This is a genomic window from Bacterioplanoides pacificum, from assembly GCF_042648445.1.
Lineage (GTDB): Bacteria > Pseudomonadota > Gammaproteobacteria > Pseudomonadales > Oceanobacteraceae > Bacterioplanoides > Bacterioplanoides pacificum.
This window is the reverse complement of record NZ_JBHRYB010000001.1, coordinates 25,699-48,033: the sequence shown is the minus strand read 5'-3', so window position 1 is coordinate 48,033 and position 22,335 is coordinate 25,699. Positions and strand designations below refer to the sequence as shown.

At 51.5% G+C, this 22,335-nt stretch carries 22 protein-coding genes; 4 read left to right on the top strand and 18 right to left on the bottom strand.

The genetic code is table 11. The features are described 5' to 3' along the window. Positions 1-219 precede the first annotated feature (219 nt). Positions 220-1,854, bottom strand: coding sequence for a 3-(methylthio)propionyl-CoA ligase (locus ACFOMG_RS00245; protein ID WP_376864089.1), 1,635 nt, complete (start codon positions 1,852-1,854; stop codon positions 220-222). 323 nt (positions 1,855-2,177) lie between these two features. Between ACFOMG_RS00245 and ACFOMG_RS00240 the strand changes: the two genes are divergently transcribed. After that, positions 2,178-3,044: a carboxylate/amino acid/amine transporter gene (locus ACFOMG_RS00240; RefSeq protein ID WP_376864088.1), complete on the top strand. Its 867-nt coding sequence runs from the start codon at positions 2,178-2,180 to the stop codon at positions 3,042-3,044. On the opposite strand, the gene ACFOMG_RS00235 is transcribed toward ACFOMG_RS00240, so the two are convergent. The 13 genes from ACFOMG_RS00235 to ACFOMG_RS00175 all read right to left on the bottom strand — a co-directional run bounded on the left by ACFOMG_RS00235 (position 3,001) and on the right by ACFOMG_RS00175 (position 17,072). After that, entirely contained in the window at positions 3,001-3,678 is a 678-nt protein-coding gene (locus tag ACFOMG_RS00235) for a DsbA family oxidoreductase (RefSeq protein ID WP_376864087.1), read from the bottom strand. The two genes, ACFOMG_RS00240 and ACFOMG_RS00235, sit on opposite strands and share 44 nt — an antisense overlap. 64 nt (positions 3,679-3,742) lie before the next feature. Next, positions 3,743-4,234 carry a MarR family winged helix-turn-helix transcriptional regulator gene (locus ACFOMG_RS00230; protein ID WP_376864086.1) on the bottom strand — a complete coding sequence of 164 codons (492 nt, stop codon included), beginning with the start codon at positions 4,232-4,234 and terminating at the stop codon, positions 3,743-3,745. A 135-nt stretch (positions 4,235-4,369) separates the two neighbouring features. Beyond that, positions 4,370-5,425, bottom strand: coding sequence for a hypothetical protein (locus ACFOMG_RS00225; RefSeq protein ID WP_376864085.1), 1,056 nt, complete (start codon positions 5,423-5,425; stop codon positions 4,370-4,372). Positions 5,426-5,501: 76 nt separating this feature from the next. Then, complete coding sequence (gene choV / locus ACFOMG_RS00220; protein ID WP_376864084.1) at positions 5,502-6,668, bottom strand: choline ABC transporter ATP-binding protein; 1,167 nt, start codon at positions 6,666-6,668, stop codon at positions 5,502-5,504. Then, positions 6,665-7,498 (bottom strand): choline ABC transporter permease subunit, encoded by an 834-nt coding sequence (gene choW / locus ACFOMG_RS00215; protein WP_449237022.1) that lies wholly within the window; start codon positions 7,496-7,498, stop codon positions 6,665-6,667. The genes choV and choW overlap by 4 nt, the downstream gene beginning before the upstream one ends. 126 nt (positions 7,499-7,624) lie before the next feature. Continuing rightward, positions 7,625-8,548 (bottom strand): choline ABC transporter substrate-binding protein, encoded by a 924-nt coding sequence (locus tag ACFOMG_RS00210; RefSeq protein WP_376864083.1) that lies wholly within the window; start codon positions 8,546-8,548, stop codon positions 7,625-7,627. Positions 8,549-8,597: 49 nt separating this feature from the next. Further along, positions 8,598-10,301 carry a choline dehydrogenase gene (gene betA / locus ACFOMG_RS00205; protein WP_376864082.1) on the bottom strand — a complete coding sequence of 568 codons (1,704 nt, stop codon included), beginning with the start codon at positions 10,299-10,301 and terminating at the stop codon, positions 8,598-8,600. Between the two features lie 9 nt (positions 10,302-10,310). Then, a complete protein-coding gene (betB, locus tag ACFOMG_RS00200; protein WP_376864081.1) occupies positions 10,311-11,765 on the bottom strand; it encodes a betaine-aldehyde dehydrogenase in 1,455 nt (484 codons plus the stop codon). Further along, positions 11,755-12,390 carry a transcriptional regulator BetI gene (gene betI / locus ACFOMG_RS00195; RefSeq protein WP_376864080.1) on the bottom strand — a complete coding sequence of 212 codons (636 nt, stop codon included), beginning with the start codon at positions 12,388-12,390 and terminating at the stop codon, positions 11,755-11,757. Before betI ends, betB begins: the two co-directional genes overlap by 11 nt. 204 nt (positions 12,391-12,594) lie before the next feature. Further along, positions 12,595-13,803: an HD-GYP domain-containing protein gene (locus ACFOMG_RS00190; RefSeq protein WP_376864079.1), complete on the bottom strand. Its 1,209-nt coding sequence runs from the start codon at positions 13,801-13,803 to the stop codon at positions 12,595-12,597. A gap of 130 nt (positions 13,804-13,933) precedes the next feature. Next, positions 13,934-15,364: a molybdate ABC transporter ATP-binding protein ModF gene (modF, locus tag ACFOMG_RS00185; protein ID WP_376864078.1), complete on the bottom strand. Its 1,431-nt coding sequence runs from the start codon at positions 15,362-15,364 to the stop codon at positions 13,934-13,936. 7 nt (positions 15,365-15,371) lie between these two features. Then, entirely contained in the window at positions 15,372-15,716 is a 345-nt protein-coding gene (locus tag ACFOMG_RS00180) for a histidine triad nucleotide-binding protein (RefSeq protein ID WP_376864077.1), read from the bottom strand. An 87-nt stretch (positions 15,717-15,803) separates the two neighbouring features. Further along, the gene (locus ACFOMG_RS00175; RefSeq protein ID WP_376864076.1) at positions 15,804-17,072 is read right to left on the bottom strand and encodes a diguanylate cyclase; all 1,269 of its coding nucleotides are present in this window, start codon (positions 17,070-17,072) and stop codon (positions 15,804-15,806) included. A gap of 190 nt (positions 17,073-17,262) precedes the next feature. On the opposite strand from ACFOMG_RS00175, the gene coaD reads away from it, so the two are divergent. The 3 genes from coaD (at position 17,263) to ggt (ending at position 19,951) form a co-directional block, all read left to right on the top strand. Further along, positions 17,263-17,751, top strand: coding sequence for a pantetheine-phosphate adenylyltransferase (coaD, locus tag ACFOMG_RS00170; protein ID WP_376864075.1), 489 nt, complete (start codon positions 17,263-17,265; stop codon positions 17,749-17,751). A 47-nt stretch (positions 17,752-17,798) separates the two neighbouring features. Then, positions 17,799-18,056 carry a YfhL family 4Fe-4S dicluster ferredoxin gene (locus tag ACFOMG_RS00165; protein ID WP_376864074.1) on the top strand — a complete coding sequence of 86 codons (258 nt, stop codon included), beginning with the start codon at positions 17,799-17,801 and terminating at the stop codon, positions 18,054-18,056. Positions 18,057-18,235: 179 nt separating this feature from the next. Beyond that, positions 18,236-19,951: a gamma-glutamyltransferase gene (ggt, locus tag ACFOMG_RS00160; protein ID WP_376864073.1), complete on the top strand. Its 1,716-nt coding sequence runs from the start codon at positions 18,236-18,238 to the stop codon at positions 19,949-19,951. 68 nt (positions 19,952-20,019) lie between these two features. On the opposite strand, the gene ACFOMG_RS00155 is transcribed toward ggt, so the two are convergent. From ACFOMG_RS00155 to rpmB, 4 genes are all read right to left on the bottom strand, one after another. Continuing rightward, positions 20,020-20,847, bottom strand: a complete 828-nt coding sequence (locus ACFOMG_RS00155) for an outer membrane beta-barrel protein (protein WP_376864072.1) — start codon at positions 20,845-20,847, stop codon at positions 20,020-20,022. Positions 20,848-20,951: 104 nt separating this feature from the next. After that, positions 20,952-21,764 carry a bifunctional DNA-formamidopyrimidine glycosylase/DNA-(apurinic or apyrimidinic site) lyase gene (mutM, locus tag ACFOMG_RS00150; RefSeq protein ID WP_376864071.1) on the bottom strand — a complete coding sequence of 271 codons (813 nt, stop codon included), beginning with the start codon at positions 21,762-21,764 and terminating at the stop codon, positions 20,952-20,954. Between the two features lie 104 nt (positions 21,765-21,868). Continuing rightward, positions 21,869-22,027 carry a 50S ribosomal protein L33 gene (gene rpmG / locus ACFOMG_RS00145; RefSeq protein ID WP_036533854.1) on the bottom strand — a complete coding sequence of 53 codons (159 nt, stop codon included), beginning with the start codon at positions 22,025-22,027 and terminating at the stop codon, positions 21,869-21,871. 11 nt (positions 22,028-22,038) lie between these two features. Beyond that, on the bottom strand, positions 22,039-22,275 hold the full coding sequence (rpmB, locus tag ACFOMG_RS00140) for a 50S ribosomal protein L28 (protein WP_068658357.1): 237 nt from the start codon (positions 22,273-22,275) through the stop codon (positions 22,039-22,041). Positions 22,276-22,335 lie beyond the last annotated feature (60 nt).

The following is a 22,335-nucleotide window of genomic DNA, read 5'->3' as shown; positions in this document are numbered from 1 at the left end:
CAGCCGGCGTTATGCTGGTTCAGACTGCTGACAAAGTCCAGCTGCCTCTTTCATTACAGATGCCCCCCCCACTAACAACTCAAAATAAGCAGAGTTTTACCTTGGTATCTCCACCCCAAAGGGGTGGAGATGTAAATTTAGGAGCTATTTCCCCACCCTCCGGGTGGGGAAATTAGCAGGATTTAAATAATAGGGGTTTTTCAGCAAGCTGAGCCAGCTTTATGCTGGTTGCTGATTTTCCAGCAGGTAGTTTTCGTATTGCTGACGCAACGGCAGCTTATGTAACTTACCGGTCGCTGTGTGTGGTAATTGTTCAACAAAAATCACCGCATCCGGCATCCACCATTTGACGATTTTGTCATCCAGGTAATTCAGTACATCCTGCTCTGACACGCTGGCTCCCGGGGTTTTGATCGCCAGTAAAATCGGCCGTTCATCCCATTTCGGATGACGGGCAGCAATCACACAACATTCCGCCAACTCCGGATGGCCCACCGCAACGTTTTCCAGATCAATGGAGCTGATCCACTCACCGCCGGATTTAATCACATCTTTCGAGCGATCTACGATGGTCAGGTAGTTATTCTCATCAATGGTGGCGACATCACCGGTATCAAACCAGCCATCGATAAAGCTGTCGGCCGATTCGTTTTTGTAATAACCGCTGATAATCCACGGACCACGCACCAATAAACGACCATAGGCCACGCCGTCGCGGGGCAGTGTATTATTGTCTTCATCGACAATTTTCATTTCCACACCAAACACCGGCCGCCCTTGTTTGGCCTGCAGCTGATAACGTTCTTCCAGCGGCAGTTCTTCCATATGGCGGTTATGAGAGTTCAGAGTGCCGACCGGACTCATTTCCGTCATGCCCCAGGCGTGAATCAGGAAAGCATCGTGTTTCTCCTGGAAAGCACGAATCATCGACAGTGGTGCCGCAGAACCACCAACGATCACGTTTTCCACTGAGTCCAGTTTTTTACCAATGCTGTCCATATGATTCAGCAACATCAGCCATACCGTTGGCACCCCCAGTAACAGGTCGGGTTGTTCCGCTTCGATCAGCTCCCATAACGACGCACCGTCCATACCCGGCCCCGGAAAGACCTGCTTGGCCCCGGTAATAGCAGCGGAATACGGCGTACCCCAGGCATTAACGTGGAACATCGGCACCACCGGCAGGAAGCAGGAGGTAGAAGCCAGCCCCATCACTTCTTCACCAATCGATGCCATCGCATGAATCACGGTGGAACGATGGCTGTACACCACCCCTTTCGGGTTACCTGTGGTGCCAGAGGTGTAACACATAGAACAGGCGCTGCGTTCATCGAACTCCGGCCACTGGTAATCGTCCGACTCCGCAGCCAGCAGTGTTTCGTAACAGTGGGCATTGCTGAGGCTGGTTTCCGGCATATGGCTTTCATCACACATCACCACAAACCCTTCAACTCCGGCGATTTTATCCTTGATGGCTTCCAGTAAGGGAACGAAGGTCAGATCGACAAAAATCCAGCGGTCTTCAGCGTGGTTAATGATATACACCAGCTGCTCCGCGAATAACCGCGGGTTAATGGTATGCATCACTGCACCGCTGCCGGAAATACCAAAATACAGTTCAAAGTGGCGGTAATTATTCCAGGCGAGGGTGGCAATGCGGTCGCCTTGTTCGATCCCCAGGCGCCCCAGCAGGTTAGCAATCTGGCGTGCCCGGCGGGCAGCATCTTTCATGGTGTAACGATGAATATCCCCCTCACAGCGACGGCTGACAATTTCGCTGCTGCCGTGGGTGGTTTCAGCGTGTTCGAGCAAGGTGGAAACCAGTAACGGACGATCCATAATCTGGCCAAGCATAAAATTCTCCTGTCGGAACTTATCTTTATTTTTATCAGGTGCTTCACACTAAAAGCAGAATCGGGGAAAAACAAGCGACCAATCGGTAACGTTTTGTGATATTTACTCAGGCTGACAGTGTATTTTTCAGGCCGCAAATCAAACCGGAAAACAAAGACTGAACTTTGTGCGCAATGCCTGATACCAATTTGCTCAACCGTTAGCCTGAAAGCTATAAGTTTCGGAAATTGCTGAGTTTTTCTCTATAATCAGTCACCCGTAAGCATGATCCACCGGCGGTCCGTATTCGCCAGCCAGAATAATGTCTGAAGGTTAAAACAGTTATGCCAATACTTTGGGGAGTCACCCTGCTCTGGGCGTTTTCATTCAGCCTGATCGGGGTCTACCTGGCCGGCCAGGTCGACAGCTACTTTGCAGTGTTAACCCGGGTGTTGCTGGCCACGCTGTTATTTGTTCCCTGGTTAATACGTCACCATACCCCTCGCCCGCTGGCACTGCGGCTGATGGCCATCGGTGCGCTGCAGCTCGGTTGTATGTACCTGTTTTATTATCAGTCGTTTTTATTGCTGAGCGTGCCGGAGGTGCTGATCTTTACCATCTTTACCCCGCTCTACATCACTCTGTTGTATGACCTGCTGGAACGTCGCTTTCACGTTCGTTTCCTGCTGTCTTCCCTGCTGGCCGTCGCCGGCGCGGCACTGATTCGCTGGAATGATCTGAGTGAGCAGTTCTGGCAGGGGTTCCTGGTCGTTCAGGGGGCGAATCTGTGTTTTGCCAGCGGTCAGGTATTTTATAAACGGCTGATCGGCCAGCAGGCAGCGGGCACCCGCCAGCATCAACATTTCGGCTGGTTTTATCTGGGGGCATTATGTGTAGTGATTCCCGCCTGGCTATTGCTGGGCGGTGATCGTTATCCACAACAGCTGCAACAATGGCTGATTCTGCTATGGCTGGGTCTGGTGGCCTCCGGCGCCGGGTATTTCCTCTGGAATCTGGGGGCAACCCGGGTCAGCAGTGGTCAGCTGGCGGTGATGAACGATGCTCTGATTCCGGCCGGGCTGCTGGTGAACCTGCTGATCTGGAACCACGATACCGATCTGACCCGGCTGGCCGCCGGGTCAGCGATTATATTATCCGCGTTATGGCTTAACCGGCGCTGGCAGCCTGTTCATCCAGACACTGCTGAATAGCCTGAACAAAAACCGGCACCGGCTGGCCACCACTGATCAGATACTTATTCTGCAGGATGACCGCGGGTACCGACTGAATGCCCATCTGTTGCCATTGCTGCTGCTCAGCCCGCACGGCACTGGCATATTGCTGTTGTTGCAACACTTCCGCCGCGCGCTCTGCAGACAATCCGGCTTCCGCCGCAATGGCGACTAACACTTCGGTCTGACTGACATCCCTGCCGTCACGGAAATGGCCGTTAAACAACGCCAGTTGCAGATCGGTTTGCAGGCTGTTGGCATAACCTGGCTGAGCTGCAAGTTCGGCTGCCCAGCTCAGTAGCTGATGAGCATTAAAGCTGTTCACCATGCGCATGTCGTCGCGGAAATTAAACGTAAAACCCAGCTCAGCGCCCATTGCGGTAATACGTTCGCGGTTTTCGCGGCTTTGTTCGTCTGTACTGCCGTATTTTTCCGCCAGATGCTGGCGCAGGTTCTGGCCTTCCGGCGGCATATCCGGATTCAGTTCAAACGGATGCCAGCGGATCTGGTGAGGTGTCTGAGGAAAAGATTCAAGTGCCTGCTGCAGTGCGGAATAACCAATCACACACCAGGGGCACATTACATCGGAGATAATATCAATCTGCAGCGTCATAACCGTCACCTGTGTCAAAACGGCGAGTATGACACAGGTTCAGTTAAGGCAGACGGAACAGTCTTTATTGGTTTTTGGCCGCTTCGTTACGGTCCAGGGCGCCAATATCCAGTACCGGAGCCGCATCGATATGTTGTGCGTCCATCATATAAGCAACCCGTTCCAGCGAAGCCAGAATCATGGTTTGTTCCCAGTCATGCAGGTCCTGAAACTGTTGTACAAAGTTATCCTGCAGTGGCTTGGGTGCGTCCACCAGGGTCGCAAAAGCTTTGTCGGTCAGATAAACATATACCTTACGTTTATCTGCCGTTCCGCGTTCGCGATAGACATAACCACCCCGTTCCAGGCGGTCAACAATGGTGGTGACCGTTGCCTGGGATAACGACACCTTCTTGGCAACTTCGCCCACGGTTAAATCACTCTGCTCACGCAGGGTTTGCAGAATCAACAACTGAGGAGCGGTTAAGCCGGAAGTTTTGCTCAGCTTTTTGGAATGTAAATCCGTCGCACGAATAATGCGACGTAACGCAACTAACACCTGATCGTATCTGTCCATTTCGGTACCTGTCTGTCAATCGGCGCAGTATAGCCACAGCACCCGGTGGCGACTATAGCGATTTTCACTTATGCGGAAACAAAAAAGCGCGGAAAAATCCGCGCTTTGTTCTTCAGCTCACGGGAAGTGGGCTGATCAGAAGTAATAATCCATGGTCACAAACCAGGCGTCATCATCACCATTTTCTACACGACCGTTCTCGTCGATGTCACCGTCATTGCTCAGGTATTCCAGATAGAACCAACCCGGGCCATAGTTATAGCTGACACCAGAAGCGTAACTGTCGGCCGAACCCACAACGTCTTTATAATCTTTGGTTTTGCTTTCAGCGTTGCTGTAATCGACGTAGAAGTTGTAGTCACCCATAGTATAGGTCACGGTCACCGCTTTGCGATCATTTTTAACTTCCTGCTGCGGTACACCACCAACACCACGCAGGTCGCGGTATGTGGTCATATATTGCGCTTTTACGCCCAGATCACCAAAACCGCCTTCATAATAGGCCACGGCCGCGTTGTGATCGCCGTTGTAAGGGCGCATATCATCATCATCAGACAGATCACGTAAACGACCGTTCTGATAGGAAACACCCACTTTCTGATCTTTTGCAACGCTGTACGCTACGTTACCAACAAAGGTCTGGGCTTTCTGGTAAGTGGCTTTGCTGCCCCAGTGACCGCCATCGTCCTGGGTTTCGGTGGAGTTACCGAAGTCATCAACGTGGAAATACGCCACATCGTAGCTCAGCGCGCCAAATTCCGCCGACCATTTCACACCGACGTCCATCTGATCGCCATAACCACCCATCATGCCATCGCCAGGCCAGAAGTTGACACTTTGCCAGCCAAACGGTACTTCGGACTTACCAATGGTCAGCTGGCCAGCGCCAAACTTTTTGCCGATCCAGGCTTTATGGAAACCAAAATGGCCACCAGTATTGTTGTTAGCCGGGTCGGTAAAAGCACCGGAGGCATAACGCATCTCGGAAGAGAAAGTCCAACCGCTTTCTTCATCTGTCTTGTCAATATAAAGAATTAATGCTTCGTAGTTAGTATCACCATAAGTTGCTTCGGTTAAATCGTCATTGCCAATAGTATGGTTAACCCAGAAGCCACCAGAAATAGAATCTGAGGCGATGGCCGGCATTGCTGCGGCAGTAACCGCTAATGCAAGAAGGCTTTTTTTCAACATAACTTTCCTCCGGTTTTTTAAGACAAATGTCTGAAAACATATTTTTATAGTGGTGCATGTCAGCACCCATTGTTACTCAGTCGTTCTGCAGCATTTTGCCCAGTAACGAATGAAACAATTCTTTATCGCCAACAAAACCAACAATGTCGTTATTTTCTTCAATAAAAACAGCATGATCAGTATCGTAACGAATTTCCAGCACGTCACGCATCGGCGTTTTCGCCGACACAATGGTACCGGTCATTTTTAACTCAGCACTGCTGGCTGCATTGTCGAACCGCTGCAGCGCCGTCTGGCTGTCGCGATGAATCACAGATTGTTTGTCTGCTGCCAGCCAGTAGTCGTGACGTTTACTCAGGCAATAACCTTTTTCCGCGGTATTCAGCTCAGCAATCGGTCGCATCAGATCACGTGCCAGTAATACATTCATCGGATTGGTATGAGCGACAAAATCACGCACATAATCATCCGCCGGATCCATGACAATTTCCTGTGGATTGCCGTGCTGGACAATTTCACCATCTTTCATAATGGCGATATGGTTGCCGATTTTCAGTGCTTCATCTAAATCGTGGGACACAAAGATAATGGTTTTATTCAGCTTTTCCTGCAGCTGCAATAACTCGTCCTGCAGCTGGCTGCGAATCAGTGGGTCGAGGGCAGAAAAAGGCTCATCCATTAATAAAATATCAGATTCAGTTGCCAACGCCCGGGCCAGACCAACCCGTTGTTGCATGCCGCCCGATAACTGGCTCGGCTTGTGGTCAGCCCATTCCGATAAGCCAACGATATCAAGCTGCTCAGCCACCCGTTTGCGGACAGACTTTTTATCCAGCCCCTGAATTTCCAGTGGCATAGCGACATTTTCGGCCACAGTCAGCCACGGCATCAGGGCAAACTTCTGAAATACCATAGAAATGGTTTTCATGCGTAATTCACGCTGAGTCTGCTCGTCCGCTTCGGCAAAGTTGATCATATTTCCCTGGTATTCGATATTTACCTCACCCCGGGTAATCGGATTCAAGCCATTAACACAACGTAGCAGACTTGACTTACCAGAGCCAGAGAGACCCATTAATACGCAGATTTCTCCCTTATTAACGCTCAGACTGGCCCCTTTTACACCAAGCACCTGGCCGGTTTTATCCAGAATTTCATCCCGGTCACACCCCTTGTCCAGCAGATTCAGTGCTTTCTCGGGTGCATTACCAAAAATCACATCGAGGTTTTTAATTTCGATCATGCACTCACCTGCTCTTTCTGTTTAAACAAACGGTCCAGCAAAATAGCTAACAATACAATCGCCAGCCCGGCTTCAAAGCCGCTGGCAATATCCACCGTATTTAATGCCCGTACCACGGGTTTCCCCAGGCCATCTGCACCAACCAGCGCAGCAATCACCACCATCGACAACGACAACATGATGCACTGGGTCACCCCCGCAGCAATATTGCTGGCAGCTGCCGGTAATTCAATACGGAATAATAATTGTGCTTTTGTCGCACCAAACGACTGCCCCGCTTCAATCATTTCTTTCGGTACTTCGGAAATGCCCAGATAGGTCAGTCGTACCGGAGCGGCAATGGCAAAAATAATGGTAGAGATCAGGCCAGGCACCACACCCAGGCCAAACAAAGTCAGTGTCGGGATCAGGTACACAAACGTTGGCACGGTTTGCATCAGGTCCAGTACCGGCCGCAACGCGCTGAACAACCATGGATGATGCGCCGCATAAATACCAAGCGGCAAACCAATCAGAATGCAGAATAAGGTCGCGTATAACACCAGCGACAGGGTTTCCATGGTTTCTTCCCAATAACCCAGATTCCAGATCAGTAACAGAGACACCACAGCAAAGGCCACCAGTGGTAGCGAACGGTGCAGCCAATAGGCAAGCCCGGCAACCAACACAATAAAAGCTCCGGGATGCAGCCATAATAATCCGGAGGTCAGCAGCTCAATCAGCCAGGCCAGTGAGTCGGATATAACATCAAAAAAACCAGAAGCATTATCGACCAACCAGTCAAAAAAGTTCTCAGTATAACGCCCAAGCGGGATTTTATAATCTTCCACAATCGTGCCCGTAAAGTAGTGCTATAAAACAGTAATGCCCGTTAACGCTACCGGATGCCCGATAACTCAGGTTATCGTAGGATAACCGGGCAGGTATGAGCCGCTGCTGCGGCTCATTGATGGCGCTTACTCAGTCAGAGCGAGCGCAGATTGCAGTGCTTGTGCACCGTCTTTGGTGTTTACGCCTTCTAACCAGACATTCAGAGCCTCTGGATTCTTTTTAATCCAGGCTTTGGCCGCGTCTGCAGGCTTTTTACCTTCATCCAGAATGCCGGCCATAATTTCGTTTTCAGCCTGCAGGGTAAACTTCAGGTTGCTCAGGAATTTGCCAACATTAGGACATTCGCTGGTATAACCTTTACGCACATTGGTTTTCACCACTGCGCCACCCAGATTCGGGCCAAAGAAATCATCACCGCCTTCAAGGTAGGCCAGATCAAAGTTAGCGTTCATCGGATGTGGTTCCCAACCCAGGAAAACAATCCACTTATCACGGCGGGTTTTACGTTTAACCTGAGACAGCATGCCCGCTTCGCTGGACTCAACCACTTCAAATTCTTTCAGCTCAAATGCGTTCTGATCAATCATGGTCTGGATCAGGCGGTTACCGTCATTACCCGGCTCAATACCATAAATTTTGTTATCGAATTTATCGGCGTATTTAGCAATGTCGGCAAAACTTTTTACACCGGCGTCATATACATACTGTGGTACCGCCAGGGTGTATTTGGCACCTTCCAGATTTGTCACCAGAGTTTCTACCGTGCCACGCTCACGGTAAGGTTTAATATCACCTTCCATGGTTGGCATCCAGTTGCCCAGGAAAACATCAATATCGTTGTTTTCCAGTGATTTATAGGTAACCGGTACCGACAGCACCTGGGTTTTGGTGTCGTAGCCAATGCTCTCCAGTACAACGGATGCAACCGCCGTGGTTGCCGTGATATCCGTCCAGCCGACGTCGGCAAAACGAACTGTATCGCACTGGCCAGCCTGTGACATTGCAGGCATTGCGAGTAAAGCGGAACAGACTAAATGTTTGAGTTTCATACCTTTCTTCTCCGTCGTTATCGTCGTTATCGTTGTTATGGTTGCTGATTTAAACTGAACGCTGTGGCGTGCCAGAGCGTTGTTGTTGTTGCCAGTCCGGGTTCATGCCAACCTCAGCCTGACTGGCCGGCAACATCTGATAACCGCTTTCGTGATCACAACGGATCAGATCCGCAGCCCGTTCGGCGGTCATGATGGTCGGCGCATTCAGGTTACCGTTGGGTATGGTAGGAAATACCGACGAGTCCACCACCCGCAAACCCTGCACACCATGAACCCGGGTGTGGGAATCGACAACGGCCATATCATCTTCACCCATCTTGCAGCTGCATGACGGGTGATAGGCGCTTTCTACGCTGGCGCGCACAAACGCATCTATTTGCTCATCGCTCTGCACCTGCTCGCCGGGCTGAATTTCACCATCGCGGTAATCATCAAACGCTGCCTGACCAATAATTTCCCGGGTACGTTTTACACAATCACGAAAGCCTTCAATATCGTCCGGGTGCTGCAGGTAATTAAATAAAATCTCCGGATGATCATCCGGGTTGGCGGATTTTACGTGCACATGGCCGCGGCTTTTCGGCTTGTTATGGCCAATATGAACCTGAAATCCATGACCGGAAAATGCCGCCCGACCGTCATAACGCATGGCTGCCGGCAAGAAGTGATATTGCAGATCAGGCCACTCAACTCCGGCCTTAGAACGAATAAAGCCACAGGATTCAAAGTGATTGGTTGCGCCCAGTCCGGTTTTAAAGAAGAACCAGCGTGCGCCAATTAAAAATTTATTAAACCAGTCAAGCTTGCCGTTTAAAGTCACCGCCTGTTTGCATTTAAACTGGAAATAAAATTCCAGATGATCCTGCAGATTTTTGCCAACACCGGGAAGCTCATGCTGTAGCTTAATTCCGGCATTTTTTAACACCTCCGCATCACCAATACCCGACAATTGCAGAATATGTGGTGAACCGACTGAGCCGGCACTGAGGATGACTTCTTTGCCAGCGTTAACCTGCGTCGTGGTACCATTCTGACGATATTCCACGCCAACGGCTTTTGGTCCTTGCTCTGTTTGTTGCAGCAATACTTTGTGCACCTGAGCTTTAGTGATCACGGTCAGATTATTGCGCTGCATCGCCGGACGCAAATAGGCATTGGCCGTCGACCAGCGGCGGCCATTTTTAACCGTCATATGCATGGCACCAAAGCCTTCCTGCTGCTTGCCATTATAATCTTCGGTAAAATCATAACCGGCCTGCTGACCAGCTTTGATAAAAGCTTTATACAACGGATTTTTCATCTGGTTGCCGTTGTTTACGCCTAACGGCCCACCCACTCCGCGGTATTCATCTGCACCGAATGCCCAGTCGTCGGCTTTCTTGAAGTAAGGTAAACAATGAGCATAATCCCAGCCCTGCGCACCAGACTGTTGCCATTCATCGAAATCGCGGGCATGACCACGAACATACACCATGCCGTTAATCGATGAAGAGCCACCAAGCACTTTACCGCGCGGACAATGCATCACCCGGTTATCCAGATACGGCTCCTCTGCGGTGTGATATTGCCAGGCGTATTTTTCCGTATTCATCGGGATCGACAATGCCGTTGGCATCTGAATAAAAATACTCTTATCACTGCCGCCGGTTTCGATCAGTAATACCGAATGCTCCGGATTTTCCGTCAGTCGGTTAGCCAGCACACAACCAGCCGAGCCGGCTCCGACAATAATAAAATCATATTGCGCCATGGTGGTTCCTCAGAACGGACTTTCCAGTGAATTCATACCGACATACACAGATTTAATCTGGGTGTAATGTTGTAAAGTCGCCATGCCATTTTCACGGCCAATACCCGATTGTTTATACCCACCAACCGGCATTTCTGCGGGTGAAGCACCATAGGCATTGATCCAGCAAATACCGGCTTCCAGCTGATGAATAACCCGGTGAGCACGACGAATATCGTTACTGAAGACAGCGGCGGCCAGGCCATAATGGGTATTATTTGCCCGGGCAATCACTTCGTCTTCGTCGTCAAATTCCAGCACCGACATCACCGGGCCAAAGATTTCTTCTTTGACGATGGTCATCTCATCGTTGCAGTTCACGAATACCGTTGGTGCGACAAAAAAACCATTTGGCGCGCCTGAAGGCTTAATCGCACCACCACCACATAACAGCTGAGCACCTTCCGCTTTGCCTTTTTCGATATAATCCAGCACCAGGCGGTAATGTTTTTCTGAAATCAGCGCACCGAGGTTAACCTCAGGATCCAGCGGGTCACCGGCGATAATATTCTGCTCAGTACGCTGCTTAAGCTTGGTTAAGAATTCATCCTTAATGCCGGATTGTAAAAATACCCGGGTGCCATTCGTGCAAATTTCCCCCTGGGTATAAAAATTACCTAACATAGCCGCACTGACGGCTTCATCGATATCGGCATCGTTAAAAACGATCAGTGGTGATTTACCACCTAATTCCATGGTGACGTCTTTGAGTGTGCTCGCAGCTGCAGCCATCACCCGTTTGCCAGTGCCCACTTCGCCGGTAAAAGAGACTTTTTCAATATCCGGACTGTGTGTTAACCATTCACCGACTTCGCGGGCGCCATGTACCACGTTAAATACGCCCGCCGGCACACCAGCTTCAATAAAGATTTCCGCCAGCTTACAGGCCCCCATCGGGGTTTCTTCTGACGGTTTAAAAATCATGGCATTACCACAGGCCAGCGCCGGGGCTGATTTCCAGCAGGCGATCTGTAATGGGTAATTCCAGGCACCAATGCCGGCACAAATCCCCAGGGGCTCACGCCGGGTGTAATAAAAATCCCCCCCCAGATCCTGTTGATTGCCCTCGATTGACGGCGCCAGACCGGCAAAAAATTCAATCGAATCGGCCCCGGTGACCACGTCCACGACACTGGCTTCCTGCCAGGGTTTACCGGTGTCGAGTACTTCCAGCCGGGCCAGTTCATCATTACGCTCGCGTAACAGCGCCACCGCCTTATTCAGAATACGGCTGCGTTCGATACCCGTCATGGCTGACCAGCTGGCAAATCCCTGACGCGCACTGATGATGGCTTGTTGCTGAATATAATCATCTGCAACCTCAACCTGGTACATCACCTCAGCCGTCGCCGGGTTAACCACATCAAAGGTATCTCCGCTGCGGTTATCCAGATAACCACCAGCAATAAAATTTTTAACTTTCATCGGAATGTCCTGTGTCACCAAAACCGGCAATGACCTGATCGATATAGGTTTTACAATGTTGTTCTGCTGCCAGGAAACATTGCTCGGGGGAATTACTCAGAGTGCTGCGTAACCAGAAGCCATCAATCATGGCGGCGGTCATTTCTGCCGCGTTAACGGCGTCCTGCCGGCTCGGCAACAAAGCGCGGTAGGAATACAACAGGTTGCTGCGCAGCCGGCGGCTGTTCACTTGTTGTAAGCGTGATAATTCGGGGGAATGTGCCGCTTCGGCCCAGAAACATAACCAGGTACGCGACGCTGAAGAAGACTGCTGAAAGCTGGCAAAGTTGGTTTCAACAATACTGTGTAAACGCTGGCGGGCACTGGCCGCTGTCGACAGTCCTGCCTCATGACCACGGAAGTTGGTCAGCAATCCGGTTTTCAGCTGCTCCAGCAGATGCCGTACCGCAGATTCCAGTAATAGTTGTTTGCTGCCAAAGTGATGATTGATCAGGCCCACGGAAATGCCGGCCAGAGTACTGATGGTTTTAATCGTGGTGCCCGACAATCCATATAGCTCTATGGATTTCAGGGTCGCCTGAACGATTTCTTCTCGCCGCTGATTCTGTGGTTTGATCTTTGCCATACGCTTGATTGAATGTTCATTTAAATACAAGGCTAAACAATTGATGTCTAAGTATCAAGCCTGAAAATCCACAACAACCCGGCCACAACCCCGGAAAAATGCGGAAAACCGCATAAATACTGGCACCGTCCGGGGGCGCAAAAATATTAGAGATCTATAGAATTAGCTTCTGACAATGGGGTCTGAAGCAAAAAATGAATCCTTTCAATCGTTCATTTGATAATCAAATCCTTTGATACGCAAGCCCTTCTCCAGGTAGTCATTTATATTGACGCCGAAAGATCCACTGCGATATACCCCGGCCGCTTTATAAAATTCGCCGGCATCATCCTGAGGCGCGTTAGCCAGGTTGATAATACGTTCCGGTTGCGGCTGTTTGTCCGCGCCGAGCACCATAATGACCTTAGGCTTGAGCGAATAACCCGGGTCTGAAGATAAAATAATCCCCACTTCACCGTTCGTCATTTCCAGCAAATAGCCGGGCGGATAAAGGCCAATCATGGCGATAAACTTACGCGCCACCTCTTCATCAAACTGGCTGCCGATATGGCGGTGGATAATTTTTAATGCTTCAGTGGAGGACATACCTTCGCTGTAACAGCGACGGCTGGTCATGGCGTCATAAGCGTCCGCGACCGTCACGATGCGGGTAAACAGGGAGATTTTGCTGCTGTCGATGCCCCGCGGATAACCTTTGCCATCGAGGCGTTCGTGATGGCTATAAGCAACATCGACGGCGCCCGGATAAATATCCGATCGTCCCATCAGTAATTGCCGGGCATACACAGTATGGCGTGCCATTTCAGCGAATTCTTGCGGATTCAGAGTATCCGGTTTGTTCAGTATTTCCGGCGGAACTTTCATTTTGCCGATGTCATGCATCAGGCCACAAATACCGAGATTTTCCAGTTCATACGGAGCCAGATCCATTTCCCGCCCTAGCGCAATTGCTAACAAACACACATTCACTGAATGTTCAGCGGTATATTCATCCTGATGTTTCAGCCGGGTCAGCCACAGAATGGCAGTCGGGTTGTGGATAACCCGTTCGACACAGTCTTTGACGGCTTCTTTGGCCCCCTCCAGTGACATGGCCTGGCCCAGGTAGGCAGTATTGAGCAGGTATTTGATCTGATGTTTAGTGGACTGATAGGTGCGGTTCGCGCGCGTCAGTTGCTGCGCCATATCCTGTTTTTCAACATACATAGTGCGCCGCTGCGGTGTGATCGTTTGATGGCCATGGTATTCCTGCCATTCTTCTTCAACCACATCGACATACACCCAGCGGCATACGTCCTGGACCATCTGAATGTCTTCCGCCGTTTCAAGCAAAAAGCCCTGAAATAAAAACGGCGATTCAATCCATGGCCGATCCAGCTCAACAATATGCATCCCTGGGGTTAATTCTGACACGTCCAGCCGCTTGCGCGTGTGTCGTTTATTGATCCGGAACTTGCGGCCATTACGGGTAGTTGTAATGGAACCTATCACTGTGAACCTGCCTGTGTTGTTGTAATAATGATAGCGCAGCCCCCGCAGGGGCTCAGTTCATGCTGTAAAAATGTATCTGACTTTGATCGCCCTGCGGTTCAAATTGCAGCCGCCGGCCAATTTCTGACGGTATCTCATCCGCCAGATGAGTCACGTACAGCAGGGTAACCTCCTGCTGCTGTGCCAGTCGGCGAATAAATGCCAGCACCAGCTGGCGACTTGGGTCATCCAGCCCCTGACACGGCTCATCCAGAATCAGCAGTGGTGGCTGCTTGATCAGTGCCCGGGCAATTAATACCAGACGCTGCTCACCATAAGACAGGTGCTGCAGGCTCTGGTTAGCTTTATCACGTAACCCAATCACCTCCAGCCATTGCAGCGCCAGCTGCTTATCATCATCACCGGTCGCTTGGTACAGCCCAATACTGTCATACAAACCGGAGATCACCGTACTCAGGACGTTGGTGGTGGCACGGTAATCCCATTGCAGCGACGCCGACACAATACCAATGTGTTTTTTAATGTCCCAGATGGTTTCGCCACGGCCACGCTGCATACCAAACAACTTCAGATCGTTGCGGTAACACTGTGGGTTATCGCCGGTAATCAGCTGTAACAGGCTGGTTTTACCACACCCGTTCGGGCCCTGAATCGCCCAGTGCTCCCCGGCTATCACCTGCCAGTTCAGCTGCTCGAACAGGACTCGTTCATCATAACGAACCGCCACATCCGTCATGGTCACCAGCGGTGCCTGAGCATCCAGCTGGTAGTCGATCGTTGCCGGCGGGAAATCCGGCAATGGCCGGTCAAAATGCAATAAGCCGTTCAGCTCCGGCTCAGCCAGAACCTGTGCTTTGGTTCCCTGATACAGGAGCTTACCGTCGTGCATAAACGCCAGGTGTGTGATCCAGTCGGGTAACTCATCCAGCCGGTTTGCGACCCAGACAATCGCCTGGCCGTGCTGCTGCAGGCGCTGTAACTCCTGCTGTAAAACGTCGCGGCTACGGCTGTCCAGGCCTTCCAGCGGTTCATCCAGAACCAGTAAATCCGGTTGCTGATGCAAACAACGAATCCACAACACCTTACGGCTTTCACCGGTGGATAACGCGCGGAATCCCTGATCCAGTAAATGGTCAATACCCAGTAACTCAACCCAGTGCTGAACCTCCTCAAGCGGAGCTAATAAGTCACGCACCCGGGTGCCGTGGTCAGGGCAGTCATTCAGATCACTCTGATCCTGCTTACGCTCCAGCTCAATCTGGGCCGCCTGTGCTTCGAGTGAAACATAAGCAACACGACCGGGCAGGCCGTCGGCGTTGCCGTGGCTGAGCACCAGCTGGTTGGCAAACAAACAGGATAACGCGGTTTTACCGCTGCCATTGGTACCGGTAATCGCCCAGTATTCACCGGGCTGCAATTGCCATTGAGCAAAACGGATATGGCGGCCATCGTGCAGGCGCGCCTGAATATCACGGAATTCCATCAGCGACTCAGCCCGGAGGCCAGCTCAGTGAGCGACCGCCAATCACGTGCAGATGCAGATGGAATACACTCTGCCCGGCGCCCTCACCGTTATTCACCACCAGCCGGAACTGATCACCAAAACCCTGCTCTTCAGCCACTTTATTGGCCACCAGCATCAGGTGCCCTAACAGAGACTGATCCTCTTCGCCGGAATCACACAAACGTGGAATCGGTTTCCGTGGAATCACCAGAATATGCATCGGCGCCGCCGGATACAGGTCGCGAAATGCCAGACACTGATCATCTTCATAAACAATGTTGGCTTCGGCCTCACCGCGGGCAATTTTGCCAAAAATGGTATCGTCAGACATGGAATTTGCCTCGTATTAATTCCATTACACCTTAGAAAAAATAAACTTATATGACAATGAGTTATTACAGGCAATACAACCCGGGTCTCATTCATCATCTTCGTCATCGCCCATCACCAGATTACGACCCGCCTCCTTGGCGCGATACAGGTGTTCGTCTGCACGTGCGAACAACGCCGACAACGACGGTTGCGGCAGCGCCACACTGGCCGCCACGCCAGCCGATATACTGATGCGCACAAAGTCATCGGGGATATCAAAAATCCGTTCTTCAACATTCTGACGCAGCCCATTCAGCAGGCTGAGCGCCTTATCGTTATCCAGGCCGGGCAATAACACAGAAAACTCTTCACCACCGGTGCGCGCCACCAGAAAACGTCCCAGTGTTTCTTCAAGCAGCTGCGCCAGCTGCTGCAGCACCATATCTCCGGCCTGATGCCCATATTCATCATTAATGTTTTTAAAGAAGTCGATATCCAGTACCGCCAGGCTGAGCGGTTGTTGCTCGCGCACAGCACGCTGCAGCAATGTCTCTCCCTCTTCGCTGAAGTAGCGGCGATTATACAGGCCGGTCAGGTAATCGCGGCTTGCCTGCCACTGCAATTGCTCAAGGCTGTCCAGTGCTTCGATGTTGTTGGTGACCCGACAGACAAACTCTTCCTGCTCAAATGGTTTACTGAGAAAATCGTTGGCACCGTTTTTAATAAACTTCACAGAAATAGCGCTGTCTTCCTGGCCCGACAGGCCAATAATGGCAATATTGCGTTTTTCAAAGCGATGGCGGATGGCCTGAACCAGCTCAAAACCATCCAGCTGAGGCATATGATAGTCAGTTATCACCAGCCGGATGGCTGGCTGCTGCTGTAATATTTCCAGTGCCTGAGCACCGTTTTCCGCTTCATGGACCCGATACTGATGCAACTCCAGCAACTGGCGCACATAATGTCTGTAGGTGGATGAGTCTTCCGCGATCAGCACTTCCACCGAGCGGTTTTTCTCCAGCCGCTGCAACATCTGTACGGCATACTGATACGAAAACCGGCTCTCTTTAATAACGTAATCGGCCACGCCTTTTTTCAGTAACTGATCACGCACATCACCATCGCTGGTACCGGTCAGCACCACCACCGGCAGCCCCTGCTGCAGCAGATAGTCGACCAGCTCGCCATGAGGTGCGTCCGGCAACGCCAGGTCGACCAGAGCAGCCACCAGCTGGTGCCGATGAGCCTGGTACAATTCAACCGCCTGGGCCATATTCATGGCGTACCATGGCTCTTCCTCCAGCGTCTGGCGAGCCACGTGTTTCAGCACCTTAAGAATGACGCTGCTGTCCTCTACAATCAGAAATCTGGCCATAATGTTTCCATATCCACGGTTGTTCTTTCAGTCTAGGAGCAGAACCGCCGCAACGGCCAGTTTTCACGGCACAGCGGCAACCATGAGCACTGACATAAATCATAACCGCAGGGTTATAAATCGCTGTTTTATTGAGCAGCCGCGCTAATTTGTTTACTATGCGCGCGATTTCAGATGATAAGGCTGAGCTATGAATATTGTTGTTTACCCGGGCACCTTTGACCCCATTACCAATGGTCACACCGATCTGGTGGAGCGTGCTGCGCGTATGTTCGACCACATTATTCTGGCTGTTGCTGATAATCCCAAGAAAAAACCGATGCTGGAACTGGACACCCGTGTTGATCTGGCTCGCGAAGTGTTAGGCCATCTGCACAATGTTGAAGTCACCGGCTTCAGTAACCTGCTGGCTGAGTTTGTGCAGGAAAAACAAGCCAACATCATTCTGCGTGGCCTGCGTGCCGTATCGGATTTTGAATACGAATTTCAGCTGGCTAATATGAACCGTGTATTAGCCCCGAATGTAGAAAGTATGTTCCTGACTCCGGCCGAGAAATACTCCTACATTTCTTCCACCCTAGTGAGAGAGATCGCGTCCTTAGGCGGCGACATCAGCAACTTCGTCCATCCGGCGGTTGCTAAAGCCCTGCAAAAGAGCGTGCAACAACAAACTGCATAACAACCGTAAACTGCAATCAAGCAGTTAGCCCCTGACGGAGGTATGTCATGGCTCTGATTATTACCGATGAGTGCATCAACTGTGATGTATGTGAACCTGAATGCCCGAATGAAGCGATTTCTGCGGGTGAAGAAATTTATGAGATAGACCCGGCCAAATGCACCGAATGTGTTGGTCATTACGACGAACCTCAGTGCCAGCTGGTGTGTCCGGTTGATTGCATCCCTCAGGATGATAACAACATGGAAACCCAGGAAGAGCTGGAAGCCAAATACGAACAGCTGACCGGCAAAAAAATCGCCTGATCAGCACCCCCGCAAAGCCCCGTCATCGTTGATCACGGGGCTTTTTTATACCCGCATGCCGGCGCCAGACAAGGCGTCAGACAACAGCAGCGGGTAACAGCCTGTTCCAGCCGCTACCTTGCTCCACCCGGCCACATCCACCACACTAGCCGGCAACCACTGATAACGGACTTTATTGTATGCTCAAACGTACCCTGTTGCTGCTCAGCAGCAGTCTGATCATCGCCTGCTCGCCAACTCCGGCAAAAGACACAAACACGGCCGAACACAATTCCACCCGGGCAACACCGGGTCAGGCCGCCATTGCCAGTGCTCACCCACTGGCGACCCAGGCCGGTATGGATATCCTCGCTCAGGGCGGTAATGCCTTTGATGCCGCAATTGCCGTCGCCGCCAGTCTGGGGGTAGTCGAACCTTACAGCGCCGGCATCGGTGGTGGCGGTTTCTGGCTGGTGTATCAGGCTGATAAACAGAAATACAGCTTTATTGATGCCCGCGAAATGGCTCCGGCAGCGGCACATCGTGACTATTACCTCGATAGCAGCGGTGCCGTCGATCGCGACAAAGCCGTCAACGGCCCAACCGCCGCAGGTATCCCCGGCCAGGCTGCGGCGTTTGCTCACCTGGCGGAACATTACGGCAAGCTGCCGCTGCAACAGTCACTGCAGGCGGCCATTCAGCAGGCCAACGAAGGCTTTGCGGTCTATCCCCACTATCGCAAACTGATGAACTACCGGCTGGACGCTGTTCGTCGTTACCCTCAGAGCCGGGCAACATTCCTGGACAACGGCGAGATTCCGGCAGAAGGTTTTATTATTCGCCAGCCAGAGCTGGCCACCACACTGCAGGCACTGGCCGACCATGGTTTTGATGGTTTTTACCGCGGCAAAGTGGCGAACCGTATGATTAAAGCCATTCAGGCAGACGGCGGAGAATGGACACTGCGTGATCTGGAGAATTACCACGTCACAGAACGCGAACCCATCATCAGCCGCTACGGGCCATTTGAAGTGATCAGCGCACCACCACCTTCTTCCGGTGGTATTGCCATCGCCCAGATGTTTAATATGTTACGCCAGCCCGGCCTGCCACGCTGGCAAAACCTCAATCATACCGATCAGGCTCACCTGTTAACTGAGGTCATGCGCCGTGCCTATAAAGACCGCGCTGAATTTCTCGGCGATCCGGACTTTGTCGATGTGCCAATCCGCGAATTATTATCTGAGCAGCGGGCGCAGCATTGGGCCTCTTCAATAAACATGCAGCAGGCAACGCCCAGCCTGAGCCTGAATGGCCCGAAAAACCTGCAGGAAGGTTTTCATACCACCCATCTGTCGGTCATCGACCGCCAGGGCAACATGGTATCCGCGACCCTCAGTATCAACCTGCCATTTGGCTCAGCCTACACCGTGCCCGGCACCGGTATTCTGCTGAATAACGAAATGGACGATTTTTCCGCCAAACCCGGCGAAGCTAATGCTTATGGCCTGGTGGGCAATGCTGCTAACGCCATCGCACCCGGCAAACGGCCGCTGTCGAGTATGACTCCCAGCATCGTCAACACCACAAACAGCAGTGCAATTATCGGCACACCCGGTGGCAGTCGTATCATCAGCATGGTGTTGTTAGGCATGCTGGAACACATGCAGGGCAAAGAAGTCGAAAGTTGGGTAACGCGTCCGCGCTTCCACCATCAGTATTTACCGGACGTCATTCAGCACGAGCCGGATACCTTCAGCCAGGCCGAACAACAGGCTCTGCGTGCACGCGGCCACCAGCTGAAAAATGTCGGCCGCCATTACGGGAATATGCAGGTTATCTTATGGGATAAAGACAGTGGCGAGGTCAGCGCCGCCTCCGACCCTCGTGGTCTGGGCCAGTCACAGGTGCATTAACCCGCAATCGCAGCCATAAAAAAAGCCGCACTCTGTTACCAGAATGCGGCTTTTTGTTGTAACTGAGATCAGAACATATAGCTGATATTCAGGTCAGCGGTGCTGACATCCGCTTCGTATTCATCTTTTTTATTCAGTGAATAGACGGTGTAATCCAGACCTAAACGCAGATTATCACTGACAAAACGCTCCACACCAATGCCGTACAGGAAGCCAAAACCGGAACTGGATGAGGTGGAATTATTTACTTTGCGCTCTGCGCTCCAGCGATGCAGGCCCAGCTTACCCATCAGCTCCAGGTCCCAGAAAATACGCTTACCAAAACGGCTGGCAATCTGGATAGAGCTGGCAGTATCTTCAAACTCTGTACCGTTTTTATCCAGCTCAGCAGTACCGAAGGTACGGTAACCCAACAGCACATCGTAACGGCTGTCATCATTCAGGCTGAAGTGTGTACCCAGAAACAAACCACCACCGATGGCACTGCCGGACACATCGACCAGTGATTCGCTATAGTTCGCCTGACCCGCCGATAACATTACAAAATGGCGGATAAACTTGCCTTCACCTTCTTTCAGCTCACCCACCTGGTTTGGCATTTTGCCGCAGCCCAGACAACGCACAAACGCCGCCTGTAACGGTGTCACCACCAAAGTTTCGGCTGCCTGCTCAGCATTACCACCCAGCAGAGTAAAAGGCAGGGTTGCACCATAAACCAGCGAGCCCACCTGCGATAAAGCAAAGTACAGAGGACGCGCCAGTACGGCATCAATTACCATCGCGCCGGCACTCGGGTCTTCTTCCACAGTTTGTGCCGTTGCCACAGTTCCACTCAGCAATAACACTGCTGCCAGGGAAACCTGTAATGGTTTCTTAAAAGCGGCCAAGAATCGCATCTGTCGTCCTCTTATTTTTCCGTATGCAATATGGCACGACTATAGCAGCACCTTGAGGCCGCGTCACGACTGACGAGTGGAGATTATCGACCAGCTCACAGCCGTCAGCGCTGACACGCGGGACAATACACTGTTGCCCGCTGGCCCTGGCGGATTTCTTTCAGTGTCGCTGAGCAGTGCACACAGCTTTCACCCGCGCGTCCATATACCAATAATTCCTGAGCAAAATAACCGGGCTGACCATCTCCGCCAACGAAATCCTTCAGCGTTGTCCCTCCCTGCGCAATCGCCCGCTCCAATACCAGACGAATACAGGCCACCAGTTTTTCATAGCGGGGTTTGCTGATTTTGCCCGCAGCCGTGGTGGGGCGGATACCCGCCATAAACAGGCTTTCATTGGCGTAAATATTACCGACCCCGACAACCACCTTACCATCCATGATAAATTGCTTGATTGCCTGCGACTTTTTGCGACTGCGCTGATACAGATAAGCGCCATCAAAAGCTGCCGACAGCGGCTCTGGTCCCAGATGGTCGAGATGGCTGTTTTCAGTCGCCCCTGCAGGCTGCCACAACAAAGCACCAAACCGTCTGGGATCGTGATAGCGCAAAATTTTGCCGTTGGCTAAACACCAGTCGATATGGTCATGTTTACCCGGCGGCTCATCATCAGCCAGCAGCCGCAACGACCCCGACATGCCCAGATGCCAGATCGCCGTGCCGTTATCCGTTTCCACCAGAATGTATTTTGCCCGGCGACTCAGGCGGCGGATCGTTTGCCCCACCAGCTGCTGCACCCCGGCTGCAACCGGCCAGCGTAACTTTGGCTGACGCACCTCCACCGCTTCAATCTGCTGGCCCAGCAGCCAGGGCTCAATGCCGCGCAGTGTGGTTTCTACTTCTGGTAACTCAGGCATGAAATATCTCCGACTCACTGAATTTCAGACATAAAAAAACCCGACCAGAGCCGGGTTTTTTTACAATACTCTTTATTACAAAGAGCTGCGCCGTAAAAAGAAACTTACTTAATTTTAGCTTCTTTGTACATTACGTGCTTGCGAACAACAGGATCAAATTTTTTGATCTCCATTTTCTCAGGCATGGTGCGCTTGTTTTTGTCTGTAGTGTAGAAGTGACCGGTACCGGCACTTGAAACCAGACGAATCTTATCACGTGGCATAACAGGCCTCCTTAAACTTTCTCGCCGCGAGCGCGGATTTCGGCCAGAACAGCATCGATACCTTTCTTATCGATGATGCGCATGCCTTTAGTGGTTACACGCAGACGTACGAAACGCTTTTCGCTTTCTACCCAGAAGCGGTGGTACTGCAGGTTAGGCAGAAAACGGCGCTTGGTTTTGATGTTTGAGTGGGAAACGTTGTTCCCTGTTACAGGACGCTTACCTGTAACCTGACAAACCTTAGACATTGAATTAGCCCCGATTTAACTGTATCGAACAAATGAAAAATTCGTTACAACCGTGGGCGA